General features: G+C 61.6%; 14 protein-coding genes and 2 pseudogenes. 11 read left to right on the top strand and 5 right to left on the bottom strand.

Going from position 1 to position 19,950, the window contains the following annotated elements; all coding sequences use genetic code 11:
• Positions 1-39: 39 nt before the first annotated feature.
• Complete coding sequence (locus ASE49_RS11815; RefSeq protein ID WP_056772485.1) at positions 40-867, top strand: zinc ribbon domain-containing protein; 828 nt, start codon at positions 40-42, stop codon at positions 865-867.
• 237 nt (positions 868-1,104) lie between these two features.
• Here ASE49_RS11815 and ASE49_RS11810 read toward each other — a convergent pair whose 3' ends face one another.
• The 4 genes from ASE49_RS11810 to ASE49_RS11795 all read right to left on the bottom strand — a co-directional run bounded on the left by ASE49_RS11810 (position 1,105) and on the right by ASE49_RS11795 (position 5,715).
• Entirely contained in the window at positions 1,105-1,710 is a 606-nt protein-coding gene (locus tag ASE49_RS11810) for a TetR/AcrR family transcriptional regulator (RefSeq protein ID WP_200922031.1), read from the bottom strand.
• A gap of 71 nt (positions 1,711-1,781) precedes the next feature.
• Complete coding sequence (locus tag ASE49_RS11805) at positions 1,782-3,266, bottom strand: carotenoid oxygenase family protein (protein WP_082456442.1); 1,485 nt, start codon at positions 3,264-3,266, stop codon at positions 1,782-1,784.
• An 18-nt stretch (positions 3,267-3,284) separates the two neighbouring features.
• Complete coding sequence (locus ASE49_RS11800) at positions 3,285-4,250, bottom strand: amidohydrolase family protein (RefSeq protein WP_082456441.1); 966 nt, start codon at positions 4,248-4,250, stop codon at positions 3,285-3,287.
• Positions 4,251-4,263: 13 nt separating this feature from the next.
• The gene (locus tag ASE49_RS11795; RefSeq protein ID WP_082456440.1) at positions 4,264-5,715 is read right to left on the bottom strand and encodes an NAD-dependent succinate-semialdehyde dehydrogenase; all 1,452 of its coding nucleotides are present in this window, start codon (positions 5,713-5,715) and stop codon (positions 4,264-4,266) included.
• Positions 5,716-6,045: 330 nt separating this feature from the next.
• On the opposite strand from ASE49_RS11795, the gene ASE49_RS11790 reads away from it, so the two are divergent.
• The 10 genes and pseudogenes from ASE49_RS11790 to ASE49_RS18765 form a co-directional block, all read left to right on the top strand.
• The gene (locus tag ASE49_RS11790) at positions 6,046-8,946 is read left to right on the top strand and encodes a TonB-dependent receptor domain-containing protein (protein ID WP_082456439.1); all 2,901 of its coding nucleotides are present in this window, start codon (positions 6,046-6,048) and stop codon (positions 8,944-8,946) included.
• Positions 8,947-9,326: 380 nt separating this feature from the next.
• Positions 9,327-10,553, top strand: coding sequence for a spinster family MFS transporter (locus ASE49_RS11785; protein ID WP_162234245.1), 1,227 nt, complete (start codon positions 9,327-9,329; stop codon positions 10,551-10,553).
• A gap of 27 nt (positions 10,554-10,580) precedes the next feature.
• Entirely contained in the window at positions 10,581-11,087 is a 507-nt protein-coding gene (locus ASE49_RS11780) for a DUF3237 domain-containing protein (protein WP_082456438.1), read from the top strand.
• 80 nt (positions 11,088-11,167) lie between these two features.
• Complete coding sequence (locus ASE49_RS18265) at positions 11,168-11,359, top strand: hypothetical protein (RefSeq protein WP_156370289.1); 192 nt, start codon at positions 11,168-11,170, stop codon at positions 11,357-11,359.
• A complete protein-coding gene (locus ASE49_RS11775) occupies positions 11,331-12,656 on the top strand; it encodes an MFS transporter (RefSeq protein WP_056772465.1) in 1,326 nt (441 codons plus the stop codon). Before ASE49_RS18265 ends, ASE49_RS11775 begins: the two co-directional genes overlap by 29 nt.
• Positions 12,657-12,705: 49 nt before the next feature.
• Positions 12,706-14,412 carry a CapA family protein gene (locus ASE49_RS11770; protein ID WP_056772463.1) on the top strand — a complete coding sequence of 569 codons (1,707 nt, stop codon included), beginning with the start codon at positions 12,706-12,708 and terminating at the stop codon, positions 14,410-14,412.
• Between the two features lie 284 nt (positions 14,413-14,696).
• The gene (locus tag ASE49_RS11765; RefSeq protein WP_056772460.1) at positions 14,697-16,136 is read left to right on the top strand and encodes an aldehyde dehydrogenase; all 1,440 of its coding nucleotides are present in this window, start codon (positions 14,697-14,699) and stop codon (positions 16,134-16,136) included.
• 44 nt (positions 16,137-16,180) lie between these two features.
• Complete coding sequence (locus tag ASE49_RS11760) at positions 16,181-17,017, top strand: p-hydroxycinnamoyl CoA hydratase/lyase (protein WP_056772457.1); 837 nt, start codon at positions 16,181-16,183, stop codon at positions 17,015-17,017.
• A 105-nt stretch (positions 17,018-17,122) separates the two neighbouring features.
• The gene (locus ASE49_RS11755) at positions 17,123-19,213 is read left to right on the top strand and encodes an acetate--CoA ligase family protein (RefSeq protein ID WP_056772454.1); all 2,091 of its coding nucleotides are present in this window, start codon (positions 17,123-17,125) and stop codon (positions 19,211-19,213) included.
• A 288-nt stretch (positions 19,214-19,501) separates the two neighbouring features.
• Positions 19,502-19,696, top strand: a pseudogene (locus tag ASE49_RS18765) (S26 family signal peptidase); the annotation flags it as partial.
• A 54-nt stretch (positions 19,697-19,750) separates the two neighbouring features.
• Here ASE49_RS18765 and ASE49_RS18970 read toward each other — a convergent pair.
• Positions 19,751-19,861, bottom strand: a pseudogene (locus ASE49_RS18970) (ParB/RepB/Spo0J family partition protein); the annotation flags it as partial.
• Positions 19,862-19,950: the final 89 nt, after the last annotated feature.

Here is a 19,950-nt window from a genome sequence, read left to right as displayed (position 1 = left end):
GTACTCATTCGCGTTTTCAAGTGTTTGTGTTGCAAACAGATGGGATCCGGCTTCGATGCTTATTCACACCTGCTCCACTGCGACGTCTGCGATGGCCCCTATACGCTGCGCGGTCAGGGCAGGTTCGCCTGCTCGACCCACAACGACACCCGCGCCTGCGACAACGGCCACACCATCACGCGTATCGCGGTGGAAGAGCGCGTCGTCGATGGCCTGAAGGATCGGTTGATGGCGCCGAACATGGTCGACGAAGCGATCCGCGGCTATGTCGAGGAGACGAACCGCCTGAACCACGAGCGCCGCGCGGCGCAGGGTGCAGCGGTCGCCACGCTCGCGAAGATCGCGCGCGCCAAAGCGGACATCGTCGATGCGATCGAGAACGGGCGCTATAGCGAGACACTGATGGATCGGCTGCTCCACCTCGAAGCGAACGAGAAGACTATGAAGGCAGCGATGGCAGAGATGCCGGCAGATACGCCCGATATCCATCCGAACATCGCCGGTATATACGCAAAGAAGGTCGAACGGCTGGCCGAGGCACTCAACCTTCCGGAAGATCGCGACGAAGCTGCAGAGGCGATCCGCTCGCTGATCGAGCGCGTGACTCTGACGCCGGGCGCGAAGCGCGGCGAGGTCAACATCATGCTGCACGGCGAGTTCGGCGCGATCCTGCAATGGCTGGGCGCAAGTGCAGGTCGCAGAAACGACGACAGCCCCACAGCGGGAGCTGCGGGGCTAGGAGTGTCGTCGAAAATGGTTGCGGGGACACGCTTCCATCTTAACTTGCAGTCGGACGTTAAGCAGCAATTTGCAGACGCTCTGCCCTGCCCGTCCCGGTTTCCCGGATTGTTCGGAGCTATGGCCTGAATACGCCCCTCACGAACGGCGCGGATGTGGATAGCATAGTGGTAGTGCCAGCAGATCGGATACAGGCTGTCCGGGTGGCGATGGCGATAGTCCTCCCCATCCGGACCGCGACGCATCGAACATTGAAGCGGGATTGGGAGCGCATGGCCGTTCTAGGCGCGTCGTTCGCGTGGCGCATCCGCTATCGCCCTGCGCCAGCACAGCTTCCTGGATGAAAAGACAGGGAGAACGTCAACTTTAAACCACCCCGGACTTCAACCCCGCAATGAGCAAGTCCATAACCGCTTCGACGCCGTCGGGCCGAGCGTCGCCGCGAGTGACAAAATAAGGGTGCTGAAAGCGACTCGTCCCCTCATGAATCGCGCGAGCCGCACGTGATATGTCATTCACTTTGAACTCACCGCTCTTAACGCCGTCTGCGATAATAGCCGCAACCTGTTCGCGCAGATGCGAAACGTGCTCTGCGATCACATCGCGGGAGGCTTCGGCCAACGCATTGTAGGTAGCGAACAACTCCGGATCACTCGCCAGTTTATCCAACTTGACTGCTATAAGCCCATGGACCCACCCGCGAAGACGGGTATCGGACGAACCATCCTGTGATACAAACCTGTAAAGTGGTTCGGCGATGCCGCGCAGCCAGCGCGCGGCGACTAGGTCTTGAATGTCAGCTTTGCTGTTAAAATGTCGGTACACATTAGCGTGGCTCATCCCCAGATGTCGTGCCACATCGACGACCTTGGTCTTCGCGGGACCATGCCGACGCAAAAGGTCTTCTGCCGCCTGCAGAATGCGCTCTCGCATATCCGGTATCTCGGAAACTGGTGTCGAAGGTTCAGCCAAATTCAATTCCCATTAAGCGCACGACAACGGTGTAGAAGCCGATACGCGATGGCTCAAGCACGGCTATCCCGCTAGCGCTCACCAGCGCGAGCCCGGCCAATCCGGACCTGCTGTTCGATGAACGAGCGCTCATACCACTCGCCATGCAGGCCGGGACGCAGCCGAATCGGCAGCTTGACCTTCGCGATGGGCGGCGCTGCGAAGTCCGCGGTATCGACCAGCCACAGCTCGGAGAGTTGCTGCCCCGTGATGTGAGTGATGAGGAAGGCAAGATAGCCATCGGCTTCAGGCGCCGCTGGCGACCGCGGGATGAAGATCGGCTCTTGAAAGATCACCTCGTCCGGGCCGGTGTGATAGATGGTTTCGCCGTTGGTCACGTCGATCTTCGCGATGGTCCGGAAGATCATCTTCTTGCCCTGCGCGAAGGCCTGCCCCGGCGTCTGTACCATCATGAAGTGGGTACGATACGCCCGCCCCTGCCAGCGGTCGTCGACGATCGGGAACTCGCCGGTGGCCGGCGACAGCACCGTCTCGACGATCTTGCTCTCATTGTCATCCAGATCGACGGTCCAGCGGGTCAGCCGGCACAGCGACTTCTCCTCATCGAACGGTGCGCCATTGATGTCGGGAAAGAAGGGAAAGGCATTGCCGTGCGCGACTGGCGCATCCAAATGCAGCCGCCGGCCTTCCTGAAAGCCGTTGGCGAAATGCTGGGCGAAGCGGTTCGGCCCGCTGAACCAGCGCACCTCGTCGCCGCGGCCATAACGCGGCAAAACGCCGACATAGCTGTCCTTCGACGGGTCGAAGCGGAAGTGGACGTCCATCTTCTTGAGCCGCTCGATGTCGCTGGTTACCGCGGTCAGCGGAAAGGCGACATAATCCTCGCCGATGACGAATTCGTGGATCATTCCCGAATATGGTGCCTCCAGCCACGCCTCGTGGATGATCTCGCCATCCGGACTGATGACATAATAGGCAAGGTCGCGCGTCGCTTCGCCCTTGGCGGCATAGCCTATCGCGAACATCTCGCCCGTCTTCGGGTCGACTTTGGGATGCGCGGTAAACGTCTTCGACATCAGCTTGCCGCTGAAATTGGTGTAGCCGACCGTATCGAGGGTGATCGGGTCCATCTCCAATGGCGGACTGTCCTCCTTCATTGCAAGCAGGCGACCGCCGTGCAGCTGGATACCGGTGTTGGCGGTCCCACGGATCTGACCCTGGACGGAAGGATCGTCGTCGAAGGGATTGCGGTAGGCGCCGAACAGAGAACGGCGTGCCGCACGCTCCAGCTTAAGCTTATCGGTCAACGCGTATTTCGACTTGAAGTCGACATGGCCGTCGCGAAACGTGAAGGTGGTGACCATGCCGTCGCCGTTGAAGGCGATGTCCTTGCCTGATTTGGCGGGAAACGCAGGATCGGGACCGACGCGGTAGAAGGTACCATCGAGATGGGCCGGGACCTCGCCCTCGACCTCCAGCTCGAAGATGTCTCCTTCGAACCGATTCGGCTTCATGAAACCGGAATAGACGAACTCATTGGGAAACAGTGTGGCCATAACGACCTCCTCTTGTGCCTAGAACGCCCAAAGCTTTTGCGCATTGCCGCCCAGCACCGCAGCGCGGGTGGCATCATCGATGTTCAACCCCGCGACGTGCTCGGCACCCAGGTCGACAAACGGATAATCGGTCCCGAACAATATGCGGTCCCAACCGACGATCCCGCCCACCATCTCGATGAACGGCGGGTAGAAGGAGCATGTATCGTACCAGAAACGCTTGGCGAAACTACTGGGCAGCTGGGTGATGTGCGCGCGACAATCGGCATAGTTCCGATATCCGTTGTCGAGTCGTTCGAGCAGGTCGACAAAAGCCGCACCGGTATGCGCGACCACGAACGGGAAGTCCGGATAACGCTCAAAGACGCCAGCATAGATCAGACGTGCCATGGCCAGGCTGGTGTCGTAGAGAAAGCCCACCCTTACACCCAAGGCGAACTCGTCCATCGCGCCAGCGAAGGTCGGGACCATCGGGTGTTCGACGACCGGAAAACGAAGCTCGTTCAGTCGCGCCCAGAGCGGTTCCAGGCGGATATCGCTAAGAGGGACGCCATCGAGATTGGAACCGAGCGAAAGCCCTACGACGCCAGGCGCCGTCCGCACCCGCTCCAGCTCCGCCAAGGCAGCTTCGACGTCGGGCAGCGGAAGAGTGATAACCGCGCTCAACCGATCGGGATCGGCGGCAATCCGCGCGATGATCCGGTCGTTCTCCGCCCGACACAGCGCGATGCGAACTTCCGGTGAAAATTCATAGACACTGGGGGTCGAGAGCGACAGGATGCGCCGGTCGATCTGCTTGGCGTCCATATCGCGCAACAGATCGTCGGGATCGAACATCCGATCCCAGAACGGCAGCCAGTTCGACCCGTTGCGCTTCAGGAAGTGAACCCCGGCGGGGCGCCTCTCCACCGTCACACCCGGCAAGGCTTCCAGCGCCTCGTAAAAGGGTCGCGCCGTATAGTGTCCGTGAACGTCTATCCGCACCGGCTCTTACTCCCTAGAACTGGCTGACGAACTTGGTGTCGAGATAGGGTTCGAGACCCTCGATGCCCCCCTCTGAACCATAGCCCGACGCCTTCATGCCCCCAAACGGCGTTTCGGGCGAAGCGATGGAGGTAGGCGCGCCTACCGCAAAGCTGTTGATGCCGATCATGCCCGCCTCGATCTCATCGGCGACGCGGATGGCGGTCGCGTTGTCGCGGGTGAAGCAATAGGCCGAGAGGCCGAACTCGGTGGCGTTGGCCTTGGCGATCGCATCGTCGGTGTCGGTGAAGCTGTTCAAGGCGATCAACGGCCCGAATGGCTCCTCATGCATCACCCTTGCATCATCAGGCACGTCGGCCAGGACCGCCGGCGTGATAAAGTGGCCGATCTCACCGACACGCTTTCCACCGCACAGCAGCCGGGCGCCCTTGCTCACCGCGTCGGCGATCAGCGCCTCGATCCACGGCACGCGGCGCTCATGCGCCAACGGCCCCATCTGCGTATCCGGTGCAAAGCCGTCGCCGACCTTGATCGATCCGACCAGTTCGGCCACCCGGTCGCAGAACCGGTCGTAGCTACGCGCCTGCACATAGAACCGAGACGGCGAAATGCACCCCTGCCCGCCGTTGCGGAACTTGCGCGCGTAGGTCAGCTGCGCAACATCCTCGATATCCGCATCGTCGAAGATCAGGATCGGCGCATGACCGCCGAGTTCCATGACCGATCGCTTGACCTGCCGTGCGGCAAGACTCGCCAGATCGGCCCCGATCGCGGTCGATCCAGTGAAGGCAAAGCCCTTGACCCCGGCGTGCGTCAGCAGGTGCTGAGAAACCTGGGCGGGTACGCCGAATACCACCTGGAGCACGCCCTTCGGCAAGCCTGCATCCTCAAATGCCTCCGCGATCGCAAGCGTCGAGTTTGGCGTTTCCTCGGCGGGCTTGATGATACACGAACAGCCTGCGGCCAAGACAGACGAGATCTTGCGCACCGGAATCATGAACGGATAATTCCACGGCGTGAAGGTCGCGACCGGACCGATCGGCGTCTTCATCACCATCTGTCGCTGATGGGGTACGCGCGACGGGATCAGGCGCCCGTAGATGCGCCGCCCTTCGTCCGCGTCCCAGTCCAGGAAGTCGGGCGTGCCGGCGATCTCGCCTTTGGCCTCGTGGAGCGGCTTTCCCTGCTCCAGGGTCATCTGAACTGCGATCTCATCACTGCGCTCGCGCAGAAGTTCGGCGGCCCGCCGGAGGATCTTGGCCCGATCATACGCGGACGTTGCGCGCCAGATATGAAAACCTCGCTGCGCCGCGGCAACGGCTCGGTCGAGGTCCTCCGCATCGGCCAGCGGCAGCTTGGCGAGCGTCTCCCCCGTCGAAGGGTTCACTACCGGCATCGTGGCACGATGATCCGGACCCAGCCGCTCGCCGTCGATCCAGAGAAAGGGCGTTTTGTAATTCTGCATGATCCTCCACCGGCGTTGCAAGCCGTTCAGCTATTGGGAATGAACATTGTTCTCAGGCAACTTGCCGGGTGCGCCCGACAGGGTTCAGAAGGCGCGGAACAGCCTGCAACGATGATCGAGCAACACGGCAACGCCCTCCAATCCCAAACCTCACGCCTCTCCAATTTCCCCGTCGGATGGATGACAGAGCTTGAGTGTTAATAACCGTAACCTGTCATTTAAATAAGCGCAACCGGTTGAATGACATAAATTGAAGGTTGACACTTGTCACTCAAACGGCAAAATCACGTCAACGAGCCAGAAGAGCCGCGACAGCGAGGAGACGAGAGCATGAAGCACACAATGAAGATTTTCGGCGCGGCAGCCCTTCAGCGCACAGCCAGCGCGATTGTGATCGCCACAGCCATGATGGCCCAGGCCCAGGCCCAGGCCCAGGCGCAAAATGCACCGGCACAGCCTGCGCTTCAAAGCCCAGCCGCTGTTCCCGGCACCTTGCCGCCCGCGCAGGCGCCCGCAACGAGCACGGCCGATGTCGCAACCGCTGATTCCTCGGCCAGTACTGACGATATCGTCGTTACCGGTTCGCGCCTTTCAACGACAGGCTTCACCGCACCATCGCCGACCACCGTCCTTGGTTCGGCCCTGCTTGAGCGGCAAGGGCAGTCCAATGTCGCTGAATTCATCAATCAAATTCCGGCGGTCCGTTCGTCGGCAACGTCCTCTACGTCAACCGCCACGTCTTTCCGCGGTGGGGCTGGCGGCAACTTCGTCAACCTTCGCGGTCTCGGCGTTACGCGCACGCTTGTGCTCATCGATAGCGAACGAGTCGTGCCTACGACTACGACCGGCACCCTTGATCTCAACATCATTCCGTCGATCATGCTCGATCGCGTCGAAGTCGTTACGGGGGGGGCATCGGCTGCGTACGGTTCCGATGCGGTGGCTGGCGTGGTCAATCTCATCCTCAAGAAGAAGTTCGTCGGTCTTCAGGCGGAAGGACAAACCGGCGTCACCCAGTATGGCGATAACCAGACATATCGCGCCGGTATTATCGGCGGCTTTAACTTCGGTACGGGCGGGCATGTGTTGCTCGGTGGCGACTATGCGGAAAGCGCCGGGATAGGCACTCTGGAGGCCCGCGACTGGTCGCGCCGCGCCGGCGGAATCGTGGCCGGTGCCAATGGCGTTCAATATTTGGTGAACGACCTCCAGATCAACAATCAGACTTACGGCGGCATCATCAACAGCGGCCCGCTTCGCGGCACTGCGTTTGGCCCAGGCAGCGTGCCGTACAGCTTTACCTATGGTAACACCTTCGGCAATGCCTCATCCACTACCCAGCAAGGTGGCGGAAATCCGCGCAGCTTCAATTACGACGCAGCGCAAATTTCCATGCCTTACAAGCGGTACACCGCACTTGCCCGCGTAGACTATGAGTTCAGTCCCGCGTTCAACCTGCATGCGACGGTCAACTACGCCAATTCAGGCGCTCCTCACACGCTCCTGTACGCTCGCGACGCCGCACTCTCGATCCGGAGCGACAACGCGTTTCTGCCGCAGTCGGTGCGAGCGCAGATGGCAACGGCCGGCGTCAGCACCATTACCGTGGGTCGAATCTCCCGCGATCTCGGTCCTTATGTCTATTCCGACAACAACACCTTGTGGCGCGGCAGCGTTGGAGTAGACGGTGCGCTGGGAGGCGGCTGGAAGTACGACGCCTATGTTGGCTACGGTCGTAACAAGATCGACTACGACTTGACCACGCGGATCGATGGCGCCCTGCCCGGTGATCCCGCCGGAACCCGCCGATTCCTGAACGCCATCGATGCGGTGACCAATTCAGCTGGGCAAATTGTCTGCCGCGTCAATCAGGTGACGGTAACATCGCCCGGATGCGCCCCATTCAACATCTTTGGCGAAAATCCGTCCCTGACGGCCGCCCAACAAGCCTGGCTTGTCGGCACGCAGCACGTCAGTCAAATCACCGAGCGAACTTCGGCGGCTGCCAACATCGCTGGCAGTCCGTTCGCGACCTGGGCGGGTGAGGTGTCGGTAGCGGTCGGAGCCGAGTATCGGCGCGACAGTCAGGACGTCACTGTCGATGCGGGCTCGTTGGCACGCGCGTTCAATCTCGGGAACACCCAACCGATCGCCGGATCCACCACCGTTTACGAAGGCTATGGCGAAGTCGGTGTTCCCCTTCTGCGGGACGTCCCATTCTTTCAAAGCCTCGAGGCGAACGGTGCCGTACGACAGACGCACTACTCGCAGGCGGGCAACGTCACCACATGGAAGGGCGGTCTGACCTGGGAAGTGAACGACAGCCTACGTTTCCGTGGCACGCGCTCGCGCGACATCCGGGCACCGAACCTGTCCGAGCTTTTCCAGCCGCTTACGACGTCCCAGAACGCCGTCATCTACAACGGCGTTTCGACGTTGGCGAATACTAGGACGACCGGCAATCCGAACCTGAAACCGGAGCGGGCCGACACGCTGAGCTTCGGATTTGTCCTCTCGCCTACCTTTCTGCGCGGTTTCCGTTTCAGTGTCGACTATTACGACATTCGGTTGCGGGGAGCGATCGCGACGGTGGCCTCGCAAGCGCTCATCAACGGCTGTCAACAGCAAGGTCTGGCGGACTATTGTTCACGAATCAGCGTCGTCAACGGTGTTCCGCTTATCGACAGTTCGCCAGCGAATCTGAACAGCATTCGCACGAGCGGGTTGGACTTTGAATTGGCTTACGGTTTTTGGGCTTTAGGGGGTCGGTTTGACCTGAGCACCTATGCCACCTACGTCGATAAGTTCACTACAAGTGACGCCCTCGGAACCTTCAATCGTGCCGGTGAAATCAGCGGAGGATTCTTTTTCCCCGGCGATGACACGCCGCATTGGACGGGGTCTGCCAATGTCAACTACAACGTGAACCATTTGAACATCCTGGCGAATATCCGGTATACCGGCAGTTCCGTCCTCGATAAATTCGCCCCGGCGGGGAAGTTAGTGGGACCCAACAAGGTTCCGGCCATTGCCTATCTGAACCTTTCGGCCGAGTGGACGGTGCCGACATCGACCCGGGGACAGTTTCAGTTCTTCGGTGGTATCGACAACGTCTTCAACACTGATCCGCCAAGCGAAATTCCGTATCAGTATTTCAATCGTGGAACCGCTGCCAGCTATTACGATGTTGCCGGTAGACGATTCCGCTTCGGTGCGCGGGTTCGGTACTGAAGTTGCAGGCGGAGGGGCGTGCAATGACCACAGTCGTACTCATTGGAGCACTTGCGGTGACAACTCCATTGGTACGCTCGGACTGGCGCCACTCCTCCTGCGGAACTCTAAGGCCATCGAGCCAGACTTCGATGGGGCAACCCCATGTCTGACCCTGCAAACAGGGTGCGATTTCGCGAATGTGGTCAACGCCAATGTTTGACTTCAGTAGCGGCGACCGCATCGACCGCGTTCGTCATTCTCGAAAGCTTATCAAGGAGAAGGCAGATGACAGCCGTGGTGGATAGGAGAGAGCGGTTTCGCTTCCTTCAAGCACGCCCCGTCCATCTGGAGACATCAGCATGAGCGTTGCCCCTCGCGACGCGCGTTACACACTTGCGTTGCTCACCGCCGTCTATGCCTTGGGCTACGCCGACCGAAACGTCATCAACTTGCTGCTTGATCCGATCAAGCACGAGTATCAGCTGTCCGACACGATCATGGGCTTGATCACCGGGTTCGGTTTCACCGCGTTCCAGACACTGCTGGGTATCCCGCTTGCGCGCCTGGCGGATACCTCCCGCCGGGTGACCGTCCTGACCGCCGGACTTCTGATGTGGAGCGTGATGACCGGCCTCAGCGGGCTTGCGACGAGCGCGATCCTGCTCGCGATTGCCCGCATGGGCGTCGGCGTCGGCGAGGCGTGCCTGACCGGTCCCGCTCACGCGCTGTTGTCCAGCAATTTCGAGAAAGCCGAACGTCCACGCGCGTTTTCCATCATGGGTTCGGGGGGTGAGATCGGGGTGATCCTAGCCTTTCTCGTTGGCGGCTGGGTCAGCCACATCTGGGGTTGGCGGGCCGCGTTCTTCGTCGCGGGCCTGCCCGGCATCGTCCTTGCCGTGGTCATGCACTTGACGCTTAAGGAGCCGGCGCGAGAAGAGACCGTCGACCGCCTGGCGGTTCCCCCGATTGGTGTGGCACTGGCCGAATTGGCGCAGCGACCCAGTTTCGTGATCGCGGTACTGGCCAGCATGGCGATGGGCCTCAACATCTTCGGAATCCAGGTCTGGAGCCCGAGCTATCTTCGCCGCATCTATGCGTTGGATACCGCATCCGTCGGGACGACCATCGCCCTCCTGCGCGCCGGCCTGAGCGTGACGGGCGCGGTTGCCGGTGGGTCGATCGCTACCTGGTGCGTCCGTCGCTACGGGCAGCGGTGGTTCATGCTGTTTCCGGCCTGCATCTGCGGTGTATCGGGGCTGGCACTCCTCGCCTTCCTCTTTGCGCCAAGCCTTGCAGTCGCCATCGTCTGCCTCGGATTGGTCAACATGACCATCGGGGCGCAACTCGGGCCGGTCTTCTCGTTGGTACAGACGGTCTCGCCGATCCGGAGTCGAGCGCTTGCGGCCGCGCTCTTCGTGTCACTTACGCAGCTGTTCGGCATGGGCCTTGGCGCACTGGCGATCGGCGCGACCAGCGATGCGCTGCATGCCAGCCATGGCGAGGCTGCGTTGCGCTACGCGCTCCTGATCCCGGCGGCCGGCGCGCTGCTGGCCTGCCTGCTCTATGCCTTCGGCGCGCGGTACGTCGCCCACGATATCGAACGCGCCGAAAACGCCGTCTCCTAAACCATCCTTGGTACTGAAGGATCTGTCATGCCTATTGACCTTACGCCCGATATCCAACCCACCCGAGTCAGTGAGCCTGGGTTCGAGTTCGTCATGCAGACCCGTGTGCTGGTGAACCCAAAACTCCGGGTGCTGGGGAACGTCGGCGGATCCGGTGACCGCAAGATGCTGGAAATTCTGGGCGGCGACTTCGAGGGGCCGAAATTGCGCGGAAAGATCCTTCCCGGCGGTGGTGACTGGCCTCTGCTGCGCCCCGATGGTGTCGGTATCGTCGACGCGCGCTATACCTTCGAGACGGACGATGGCGTCTATATCAACATCATCAATACCGGATACCGCCACGCGCCGCCGGAAACGTTGGCGGTGCTCGACGCCAAGCGCGCAGTGGCCGATCCCAACGGCTACTATCTACGGACATATACCCGCTTCGAAGCGCCGCTGGGCAAGTATGAGTGGTTGTCCAAGCACGTGTTCGTCGGCATTGGCGAGCGGCACCCCGAGGTGCTGTTCCTGCGCTACTTCATGTTACTGTAATGGCGGTTTTGCTGCGGACTGAGCAGCGTTCTCGCCGAAGCGCGAGAGCAGGTCCGCCCCGCCCCGACAGGTCGTCGTAGATGAACTTTGTCTTCGACGCGATCACTAGCGCTTCGTCCCTTCTGCCGACGGCCGTCAATCTGTGTGATCAAGCCGCGCACATGGTCAAGCCGTGGCCGGAGAACGGTTCTGATCGACTGCAGGCCGCCGGAACCCCAATTTTCCTTGCCAAGAGTAAAGCGGATGACCCGACCGAGCAGCGCCAAGGCTAGCCCACTGAAGTCGATATTCATCGTCTCCAGCGGCAACTTCCTGGAAATGTATGATTTCATGGTCTTTGGCTATTACGCCAAGGCGATCGGCGCGACGTTCTTTCCGGCACAGAACGAATCCGCGTCAATCCTCCTTTCGCTGATGACCTTCGGGGCGGGCTTCCTGATGCGCCCGGTCGGCGCATTGGTTCTCGGAGCGTATATGGATCGGCATGGGCGGCGGCGCGGACTTCTGCTGACGCTGGCCCTGATGGGCGTCGGCACTTTGTCGATCGCCTGCATGCCGTCCTATGAGCAAATTGGCATATTCGCGCCGCTGCTCATCCTGGCGGGACGTCTCATCCAGGGGCTGTCTGCGGGCGTAGAGGTCGGCGGGGTATCGGTGTACCTGGCGGAACTGGCGTCGCCGAACAACCGTGGCTTCTACGTGGCATGGCAATCCGCGTCTCAACAGGTCGCCGTGGTGTTCGCCGCGCTGATCGGATTGGCGCTGAGCTATATGCTGCCGCCGACGGAGATCGCGTCCTGGGGCTGGCGGATACCCTTCTTCATCGGATCTGCGCTGCTTCCCTTCCTGTTCGTCATCCGCGGTATGCTGCAGGAAGATGTGAGCGCATTGGAGGAAAGCCGTCCCGACATGAAGGCGATACTCGCGACGGTCGCAGACCATGCAGGCGTCATTACGCTCGGTGCCTTGATGGCGGTCATGACGACCGTCTTCTTCTACATGATCACCGCCTACACGCCGACCTACGGGAACAGCGTGTTGAAATTGTCGGCGCCAAGCGCGATGACCGTTACCTTGTGCGTCGGGCTTCTCAACTTTGCGATGCTGCCGACGATGGGGGCATTGTCGGATCGCATCGGGCGTACGCCGCTGCTGATTGGCTCGGCACTGCTGGCCATAATGACCGGCTATCCAGCGCTCGCCTGGCTGACGAGTGATCCCAGCTTCGGTCGACTGCTTGGTGTCGAACTATGGCTCGCCCTGGTCTACGCCGCATATAATGGCGCGATGGTCGTCCACCTCGCCGAGGTTATGCCGGCGCGCGCGCGCACCGCCGGATTTTCGCTAGCCTACAGCTTGGCGACGGCGATTTTCGGCGGCTTCACGCCGGCCCTCTCGACCTACCTGATCGCCCGTTCCGGCAATCCCGCGATGCCCGGTGTCTGGCTGTCGTTCGCAGCGGTCATCAGCGTGGCCGCTACGCTGTTGCTCGCAAGATCAAAGCAGAAAGCTTTCCGGGATCGGCCGTTGCCGTTGGGCTCGGAAAAGCGCGACGGCAAGCTGAAATGATGCTGCCACCTTTCGTTGCCAACACCCCAATCTTGTTTGGAGGAATGCCATGAAGACGACCCGGTATTTGCAGTCGCGCCGCTGCGCGCTGATGCTCACGGCCGCCGCTTTGCTGGGGGCAGGCAATGCGCAGGCGCAGCGCGTTGCGACGAACGTCGGCTACGGTGCGAAAGTCGCCGATCCGGGCCGCGGCGTCCCGACTCATCCCGATCAAAAGCAGGAGCTGGCACTCAAGATCGAAGCGCCATTCACAGTGGCCGCCGTTGGCGATCTGCTACAATTCCAGCCCTTCGCGAATACCGCCGATCCGCGAACCCAATCGCTATTGGACGTTTTGCGGAAAGCCGATGTTGCCGTCGGCGATTTCGAGAACGAGATCATGGATTTCGATAATTTCGGGCATGCCGGCGGCAATCTTGCGACCAAGGAAGTGGCCGACGATTGGGCGCTCATGGGCATCGACATGGTCAGCCGCGCCAACAACAAGTCGAACCGCGCTCCCGGCATCTGGGAGAACTTTCATCAGGTCGAGCGCGTCGGCATCATCCATACGGGCGTCGCCCGTAGCCTCCCCGAAGCCCGCATGGCGCGCTACTTCGCGACCCCTAAGGGACTGGTGGGCGAGATCGGTGTATCGGCCGATGGCGGGTTGGACATGTGCTGCGGCGGTGGCCAGATCGTCCGCGTTACCCCGGCCCAGCTCACGGCCGTTCGTGGAATCCGCGACTCAATTCTGGCGCGGCGTAACGAGGTGGACGTACCTGCCCGCAACCCTCCCGCCGAGCCGGAGGGCAGCGTGTCGGTGTTCGGTGTAACCTTCCGTCTACCCGGCGTAGAAGGTGAAACGGCTCCTCCCTCCGCAGCAGAGGCCGCGTATCGCGAGGTCGCCCCCGGCCCGCAGGACGCTTATAAGAACTCGCTCCATCTGACCCTGTTTCACGGCGTAACCGCCGCGCAGATGGCGGTGCTGCGCAGCATTGCCGGTGTCGTCGGAAGCGGCGACCTCGAAGCATTCGGTACGCGATTCCGCCTGATGGACCGGCCTGGTGAACACAGCTTCGACATGGATACCAAGGACCTCAAGGACATCCTCGTTCAGGTCCGCACCGCAAAGCAGGCTTCAGACCTTCTGATCCTGAACGCGCACTGGCATCAGAACCGGTACGATTTCCAGGCCTATTCTCACGACCATTTTCCTGCCGACTTCGAAATCGCGTTTGCCCATGACGCGATCGATCAAGGCGTCGATGTCTTTGCCGCGCAAGGCGTACACACGATCAAGGGAATCGAAATCTACAAGGGCAAGCCAATCTTCTATGGCTTGTCCAACTTCATTTTCCAGTCGGCGATCATGCCCGAAAGCAAAGGCAAGCTGCCGAGTGTGCCTGGCGTCGAGGACCGGGTCGAGCGACGGCGGCGGGGTGGGGGTTTGTCGGTGGGCGACGAACGCGGCAAATCCGCCGTGGCCGACGAGAACGCCATCGTCGGCGAACATGAAGTACAGGGCTTTTGGCAGCTCAAAGCCAATTTGGAAGCGATCCTCGCCGAGACGCGCTTCGATCATGGGCGGCTGGTTGAAGTGCGGCTCCATCCGGTCGATCTTGGGCAGACGCCTCGTCCTGGATCACAGGTGGGTATCCCCCGCGTTCCGACACCCACGGTGGCGGCGAAAATCCTGGCTGAGATCATTGAGTATTCAAAGCCGTTCGGCACGCATATCGCTATCGAAAACGGGATAGGCGTAATCAAATTTTGATAAGATTAGGTGAGCATCACGGGGTTCATCATCGGGATAGGCCGAGGTGGATCGGCTCTCGCCCTAAAACTGGCGGTAATATTGTTTGCGGCGGAGTACGGACTGCCCAGCGATTTGCTTCTGATGCGTTGAGATCGACCGTAGCTGTATTCGACTTGATGTCGATGCGGGGCAGCTTAACATCCGACATTCCGGTCGAGTCCGATATTGTTTTTCTAAACAACTACCGGGTTGCACATTCGGCTTATTAGCTATGTTATACAACACCAATTCGGAGAGGAACTATGGTCATTTTGGTAGAACCACGTAGCAATGTCGGCAGCAGTACGACATTCGACCGCCTGAACCCCGTCACCGGCCTGGTCGCCACCACCGCCCGCGCCGCAACGGTCGCCGACGCCAATGCCGCAGTCGATGCTGCCGCCGCCGCATTCTCCATTTGGTCAGCGCTGGGTCCCAATGTGCGTCGGGCTGCGCTCACTAAGGCCGCGGACGCGTTGGCGGCAAAGGCAGATCAGTTCGTGGATGCGATGATGGGCGAGACTGGCGCGACCGAGGGTTGGGTGCGCTTCAACCTGATGCTTGCGGTCGGCATGGTACGCGAGGCGGCGTCGCTAACGACGCAGATCGCGGGCGAGGTTATTCCCTCCGACAAGCCCGGCTGCATTGCGATGGCGCTGCGCGAACCGGTTGGCGTTCTGCTGGGTATCGCACCTTGGAATGCCCCGATCATTCTTGGCGTGCGCGCAATCGCCGTGCCGCTCGCCTGCGGCAACACCGTCGTGCTGAAGGCGAGCGAGCAATGCCCGCGCACTCACTCGCTGATAGCCGAAGCCTTCGCGGAGGCCGGATTGCCGGAAGGTGCCGTGAGCATCGTCACCAACGCTCCCGCCGATGCCGGCGAGATCGTCAGCGCGCTGATCGACCACCCGGAAATCAAGCGGATCAACTTCACCGGATCTACGCACGTCGGTCGCATTATCGCCCAGCGTGCCGCCGGGCACCTTAAGCCGGTGCTGCTCGAACTGGGTGGCAAGGCGCCACTGATCGTGCTGGACGATGCCGATCTGAACGAAGCGGTGAAGGCCGCGGCGTTCGGCGCATTCATGAATTCGGGCCAGATCTGCATGTCGACCGAACGGATCATCGTGGTCGACAGTATCGCCAATGCCTTTGTCGAGAAGTTCGCGGCCAAAGTCAGCACCATGCCGGTCGGCGATCCGCGGCAGGGATCGACTCCGCTGGGCGCGGTGATCGATCAGAAGACGGTCGATCACGTGTCGTCGCTGGTCGCCGATGCGCTATCTTCGGGCGCGGTACAGGTAAATGGCGGTGCGAGCGACGGCGTGCTGATGCCGGCGCACGTGATCGACAAGGTCACGCCAGACATGAAGCTGTTCCGCGACGAAAGCTTCGGCCCCGTCGTCGGCGTCATCCGCGCGCGCGACGAAGCTCACGCGATCGAATTGGCCAACGACACGGAATACGGCCTGTCCGCCGCGGTCTTTACCCGCGACACCGCGCGTGGCTTGCGCGTCGCGCGCCAGATTAAATCCGGCATCTGTCACATCAACGGCCCGACCGTGCACGACGAGGCGCAAATGCCCTTCGGCGGCGTGAAATCGTCCGGCTACGGCCGGTTCGGCGGGAAGGCAGGCATCGAGTCCTTCACGGAGTTGCGCTGGATCACGATCGAGACCCAGCCCGGCCATTATCCGATCTGATCTCCGTCCAATCATTGCCTTCCACAGACAGGATCAACGTTCCTATGACCGAATATAGCAGCAACCAGACCGTGAGCTACGATGTCGTCGATGGCATCGCCTGGGTGAACTTCAACCGCCCGGACAAGCGCAACTGTATGTCGCCGACGCTGAACCGCGACATGATGGAAGTGCTAGACCTGCTCGAATTTCGCGACGATGTCGGCGTGCTGGTCCTGTCGGGCGAAGGCACGGCCTGGTCCGCTGGCATGGATTTGAAAGAGTATTTCCGCGAGACCGAGTCGAGGGGCCTCGGTGCAACGCGTCAGGCGCAGCGCGAAAGCTATGGCTGGTGGCGGCGCCTGCGCTGGTATCAGAAGCCGACGATCGCGATGGTCAACGGCTGGTGCTTCGGCGGCGGATACGGCCCGCTGTTCGGGTGCGACCTGGCATTCGCGGCAGAGGAAGCGCAGTTCGGCCTGTCCGAGATCAACTGGGGTATCCTGCCCGGCGGCGGCGCGACAAAGGTCGCGGTCGAACTGTTGCCATTCCGCAAGGCGATGTACCACGCCATGATGGGCGAGAATGTCGACGGCAAGACCGCTGCCGAATGGGGCTTGGTCAACGAGGCACTGCCGCTGGCGCAGTTGAAGGATCGCGTGATCGGGGTCGCCAAGGTCTTGCAGGCAAAGAACCCCGTCGCATTGAAGGCGACCAAGGACGCGGTCCGCCGAGTCTCGGTGATGAGCTATGACGATGCCGAGGATTACCTGATCCGCGCGCAGGAGGCGGCCAACAGTTACGACAACCATGGTCGCAAGGAAGGCATCCGCCAGTTCATCGACGAGAAGAGCTACAAGCCCGGTCTGGGCGCGTACGACAAGGACAAGGCTTCGGGCTGATCGACGGATCCCCTTTCCGGGCCGGTTCCGGGAAGGAGGGAGTCCTGCCCTGTCATGCGGTTGCTCCCCGGCCCTTTTTAAGGCGCGGGAATTCAAGGATGAACGATGCTCAAGGATCTTTCCCGCTTGCTGTCCCCACGTTCGGTGGTGATCGTCGGCGCTTCCCCGACCCCCGGCGCTCTAGGTAAATCGGTGCTCGACAATTTGGAACGGCACGGCTTTTCCGGTGACATCCACCTGATCAACCCGAAGCGGGAGACAATCGACGGCCGCATTTGCCTGAAATCGATCGACGACCTGCCATACGGCGTCGATGCTGCGGTGCTGGCGATCCCAGGTCCAGCGGTGCTGGACACTGTGCGTGCGCTAGCCACCAGGGGCGTTGGTGCCGCGGTCATCTTCGCCGCCGGGTTCGCCGAAGGCGGCGAGGAAGGGCTTGCCGCACAGGCCGAGATCGCGCGCATTGCGGCGGACAGCGGAATGGTGATCGAAGGCCCGAACTGTCTCGGCATGACCAACTATGTCGCTGGCGTGCCACTGACCTTCGTCGCGACGCCGGCGTTGCGGCTAAACGGCAATTCCGGCATCAGCATCGTCAGTCAATCGGGCGCGATGGCGGTGGTGCTGGGCACGACGTTGATGTCCAAGGATCTTGGCATTTCGATTTCGATATCGACCGGCAATGAGGCCGCGTCGGGCGTCGAGGATTATGTCGAACATCTGATCGACGCGCCGCACACGCGCGTGATCGGGATGATCGTCGAGCAAGTTCGCCAGCCTGCTCGCTTCCTGAAGCTGGTGGCGACGGCGCGGGCGGCAGGCAAGCTGATCGTCCTGCTGCACCCCGGAACGTCAAGTGCAGCGCGCGAATCCGCTGCGACACATACCGGCGCGATGGCCGGTGACTGGCAGTTGATGAAGACCAAGGTAGAACGCGCAGGCGTCGTCCTGGTCGAAAGTCTGGAGGAACTGGGCGATGTGCTGGACATCGCGTTCCGCGCGAAGCCGGTGCGAAACGGCGGGACGGCAGTGCTGACCGAGTCCGGCGCGTTCAAAGCGTTGACGCTCGATCTGGCCGAGCGGATCGGGCTGTCGCTGCCGCCGATTACCGGCGACACCGCTACGGCGATGCGCGCAGCAATCCCCGATTTTATTCCTGTTTCCAATCCGATGGACCTGACCGCGCAGGCCTTGGTCGATCCGGACCTGTATCGCCGCACACTGGCGCCGCTGCTGGCTGACGAAAACTATGCTGCGGTCGTGCTGGGCATCATCCAGACCGATCCGGCAACCGCGACGCGCAAGTTCCCGCCGATCATTGATGCGGTCAACGGATTGGCGCCGGATACGCCGGTGATCTTCGCCGGGCTGGACGATGGCGCACCCGTGCCCGCGGACTATATCGCCGGACTGCGCGCAGCGGGCGTGCCGTATTTCGCATCGCCGGACCGCGCATTCCGCGCGTTGAGCCGCCTGATGGCAGCGGCAGCGCGCGATACCGCGAGGGCGGACGAAGCATTGGTGACGATCGACCTGCCGACCGGCGTCATCCCCGAATATCGTGCGAAGGAATTGCTCGCACCGCTGGGCGTCCCCTTTCCGCGCAGTCGCTTCGCGTCTTCGAAAAGCGAGGCTAAGGCGGCGGCGGAGGAGGTTGGTTATCCGATCGTGCTGAAGGCGCAGGCTGCCACGCTGAGCCACAAAAGCGATGCCGGCGGCGTGCTGTTGAACATCGCCGACGATGCGGCGCTCGACACCGCGTGGGACAGGCTATTCGCGAACGTCGCCGCCTATGACGCGACGATCTCGCTGGACGGCGCATTGATCGAGGCAATGGGTGCACGCGGGGCGGAATTGATCGTCGGCGCGCGCAGCGATCCCGAATGGGGTCCGATGATCTTGGTTGGCTTCGGCGGCGTGCAGGCCGAACTGCTGCAGGACGTCAGGCTGCTCGCGCCCGACCTGACACACGATGCGATCGTCGCCGAATTGCGGTTGCTGAAAAGCGGTGCGCTGCTCGACGGGTTCCGCGGGTCTGCGGCGCTCGACGTGGACGCCGTGGCGGCGATCATCACCGCGCTGGGACGCATATTGCTCGGGACGCCGGCGATCCGCGAGATCGATCTGAACCCAGTGGTCGTCTATCCGCGCGGACAGGGGGCGGTGGTGTTGGATGCGCTGATCTTGGCAGCGTAAGGATAGGTCGAGCCGCAGCACCGCGGCGTCGTACGGTCTTTATCGGGGACCGGCGAGAGGATGTTCGAAAACGTACGCTCTCATGACTGCCAGCCGAGACGCTGGCCGAGTTTACTCCTTCGCTAGTCAAGACACCAGCGGTCGCTTTGACCTTAGCGGGTGTGCAGCGGGCGCCTGATCGACGACGATTGATCACGCTATCATCCGCGGGTCGGTTGCCGCACTACTCGTATCCGTCGCTGTGCCTATCCTCCGTCTAAGTTCGAGCGTCGGACGAACCTGCCCCATGTGCCGCTGGTGAAGCGCGTCGCGGCGGCGGCAGGCGACGAAGTCTGCGCGCTTGGCCGCGAGATCTTCGTCAACGGCAAACGGCTGGCCGAGCGGCGCGCGACCGATGCCAGCGGGCGCTCCATGCCGGCATGGAGCGGCTGCATGCGGCTGCGCGGTCGCCAGCTTTTCCTGCTCATGCCCCATAGTCCCGCGTCCTTCGACGGGCGCTATTTCGGTGTGACCGAAGGGGGATTGGTTGTGGGCAAGGTCGATCGAGACGCCGGCCTTCACACGCCGGACGTTCGCCTGGCTCAGCACCAGCTGGCTGAACGGGATGTCGCGCGAGACATTGAGCGCGATCTTCACATGCTTGGTCATGGGTATCCTCGACGACTGGCCTCCTCGACTGCCGCCACGATCCGGGCCTTGGTGACACGACCCAGATAGTTGTTGACGCCCGCGCTCCA

The organism is Novosphingobium sp. Leaf2, from assembly GCF_001421325.1.
In the GTDB taxonomy this organism is placed as follows: Bacteria; Pseudomonadota; Alphaproteobacteria; order Sphingomonadales; family Sphingomonadaceae; genus Novosphingobium.
This window is presented reverse-complemented; position numbering and strand designations above follow the sequence as displayed.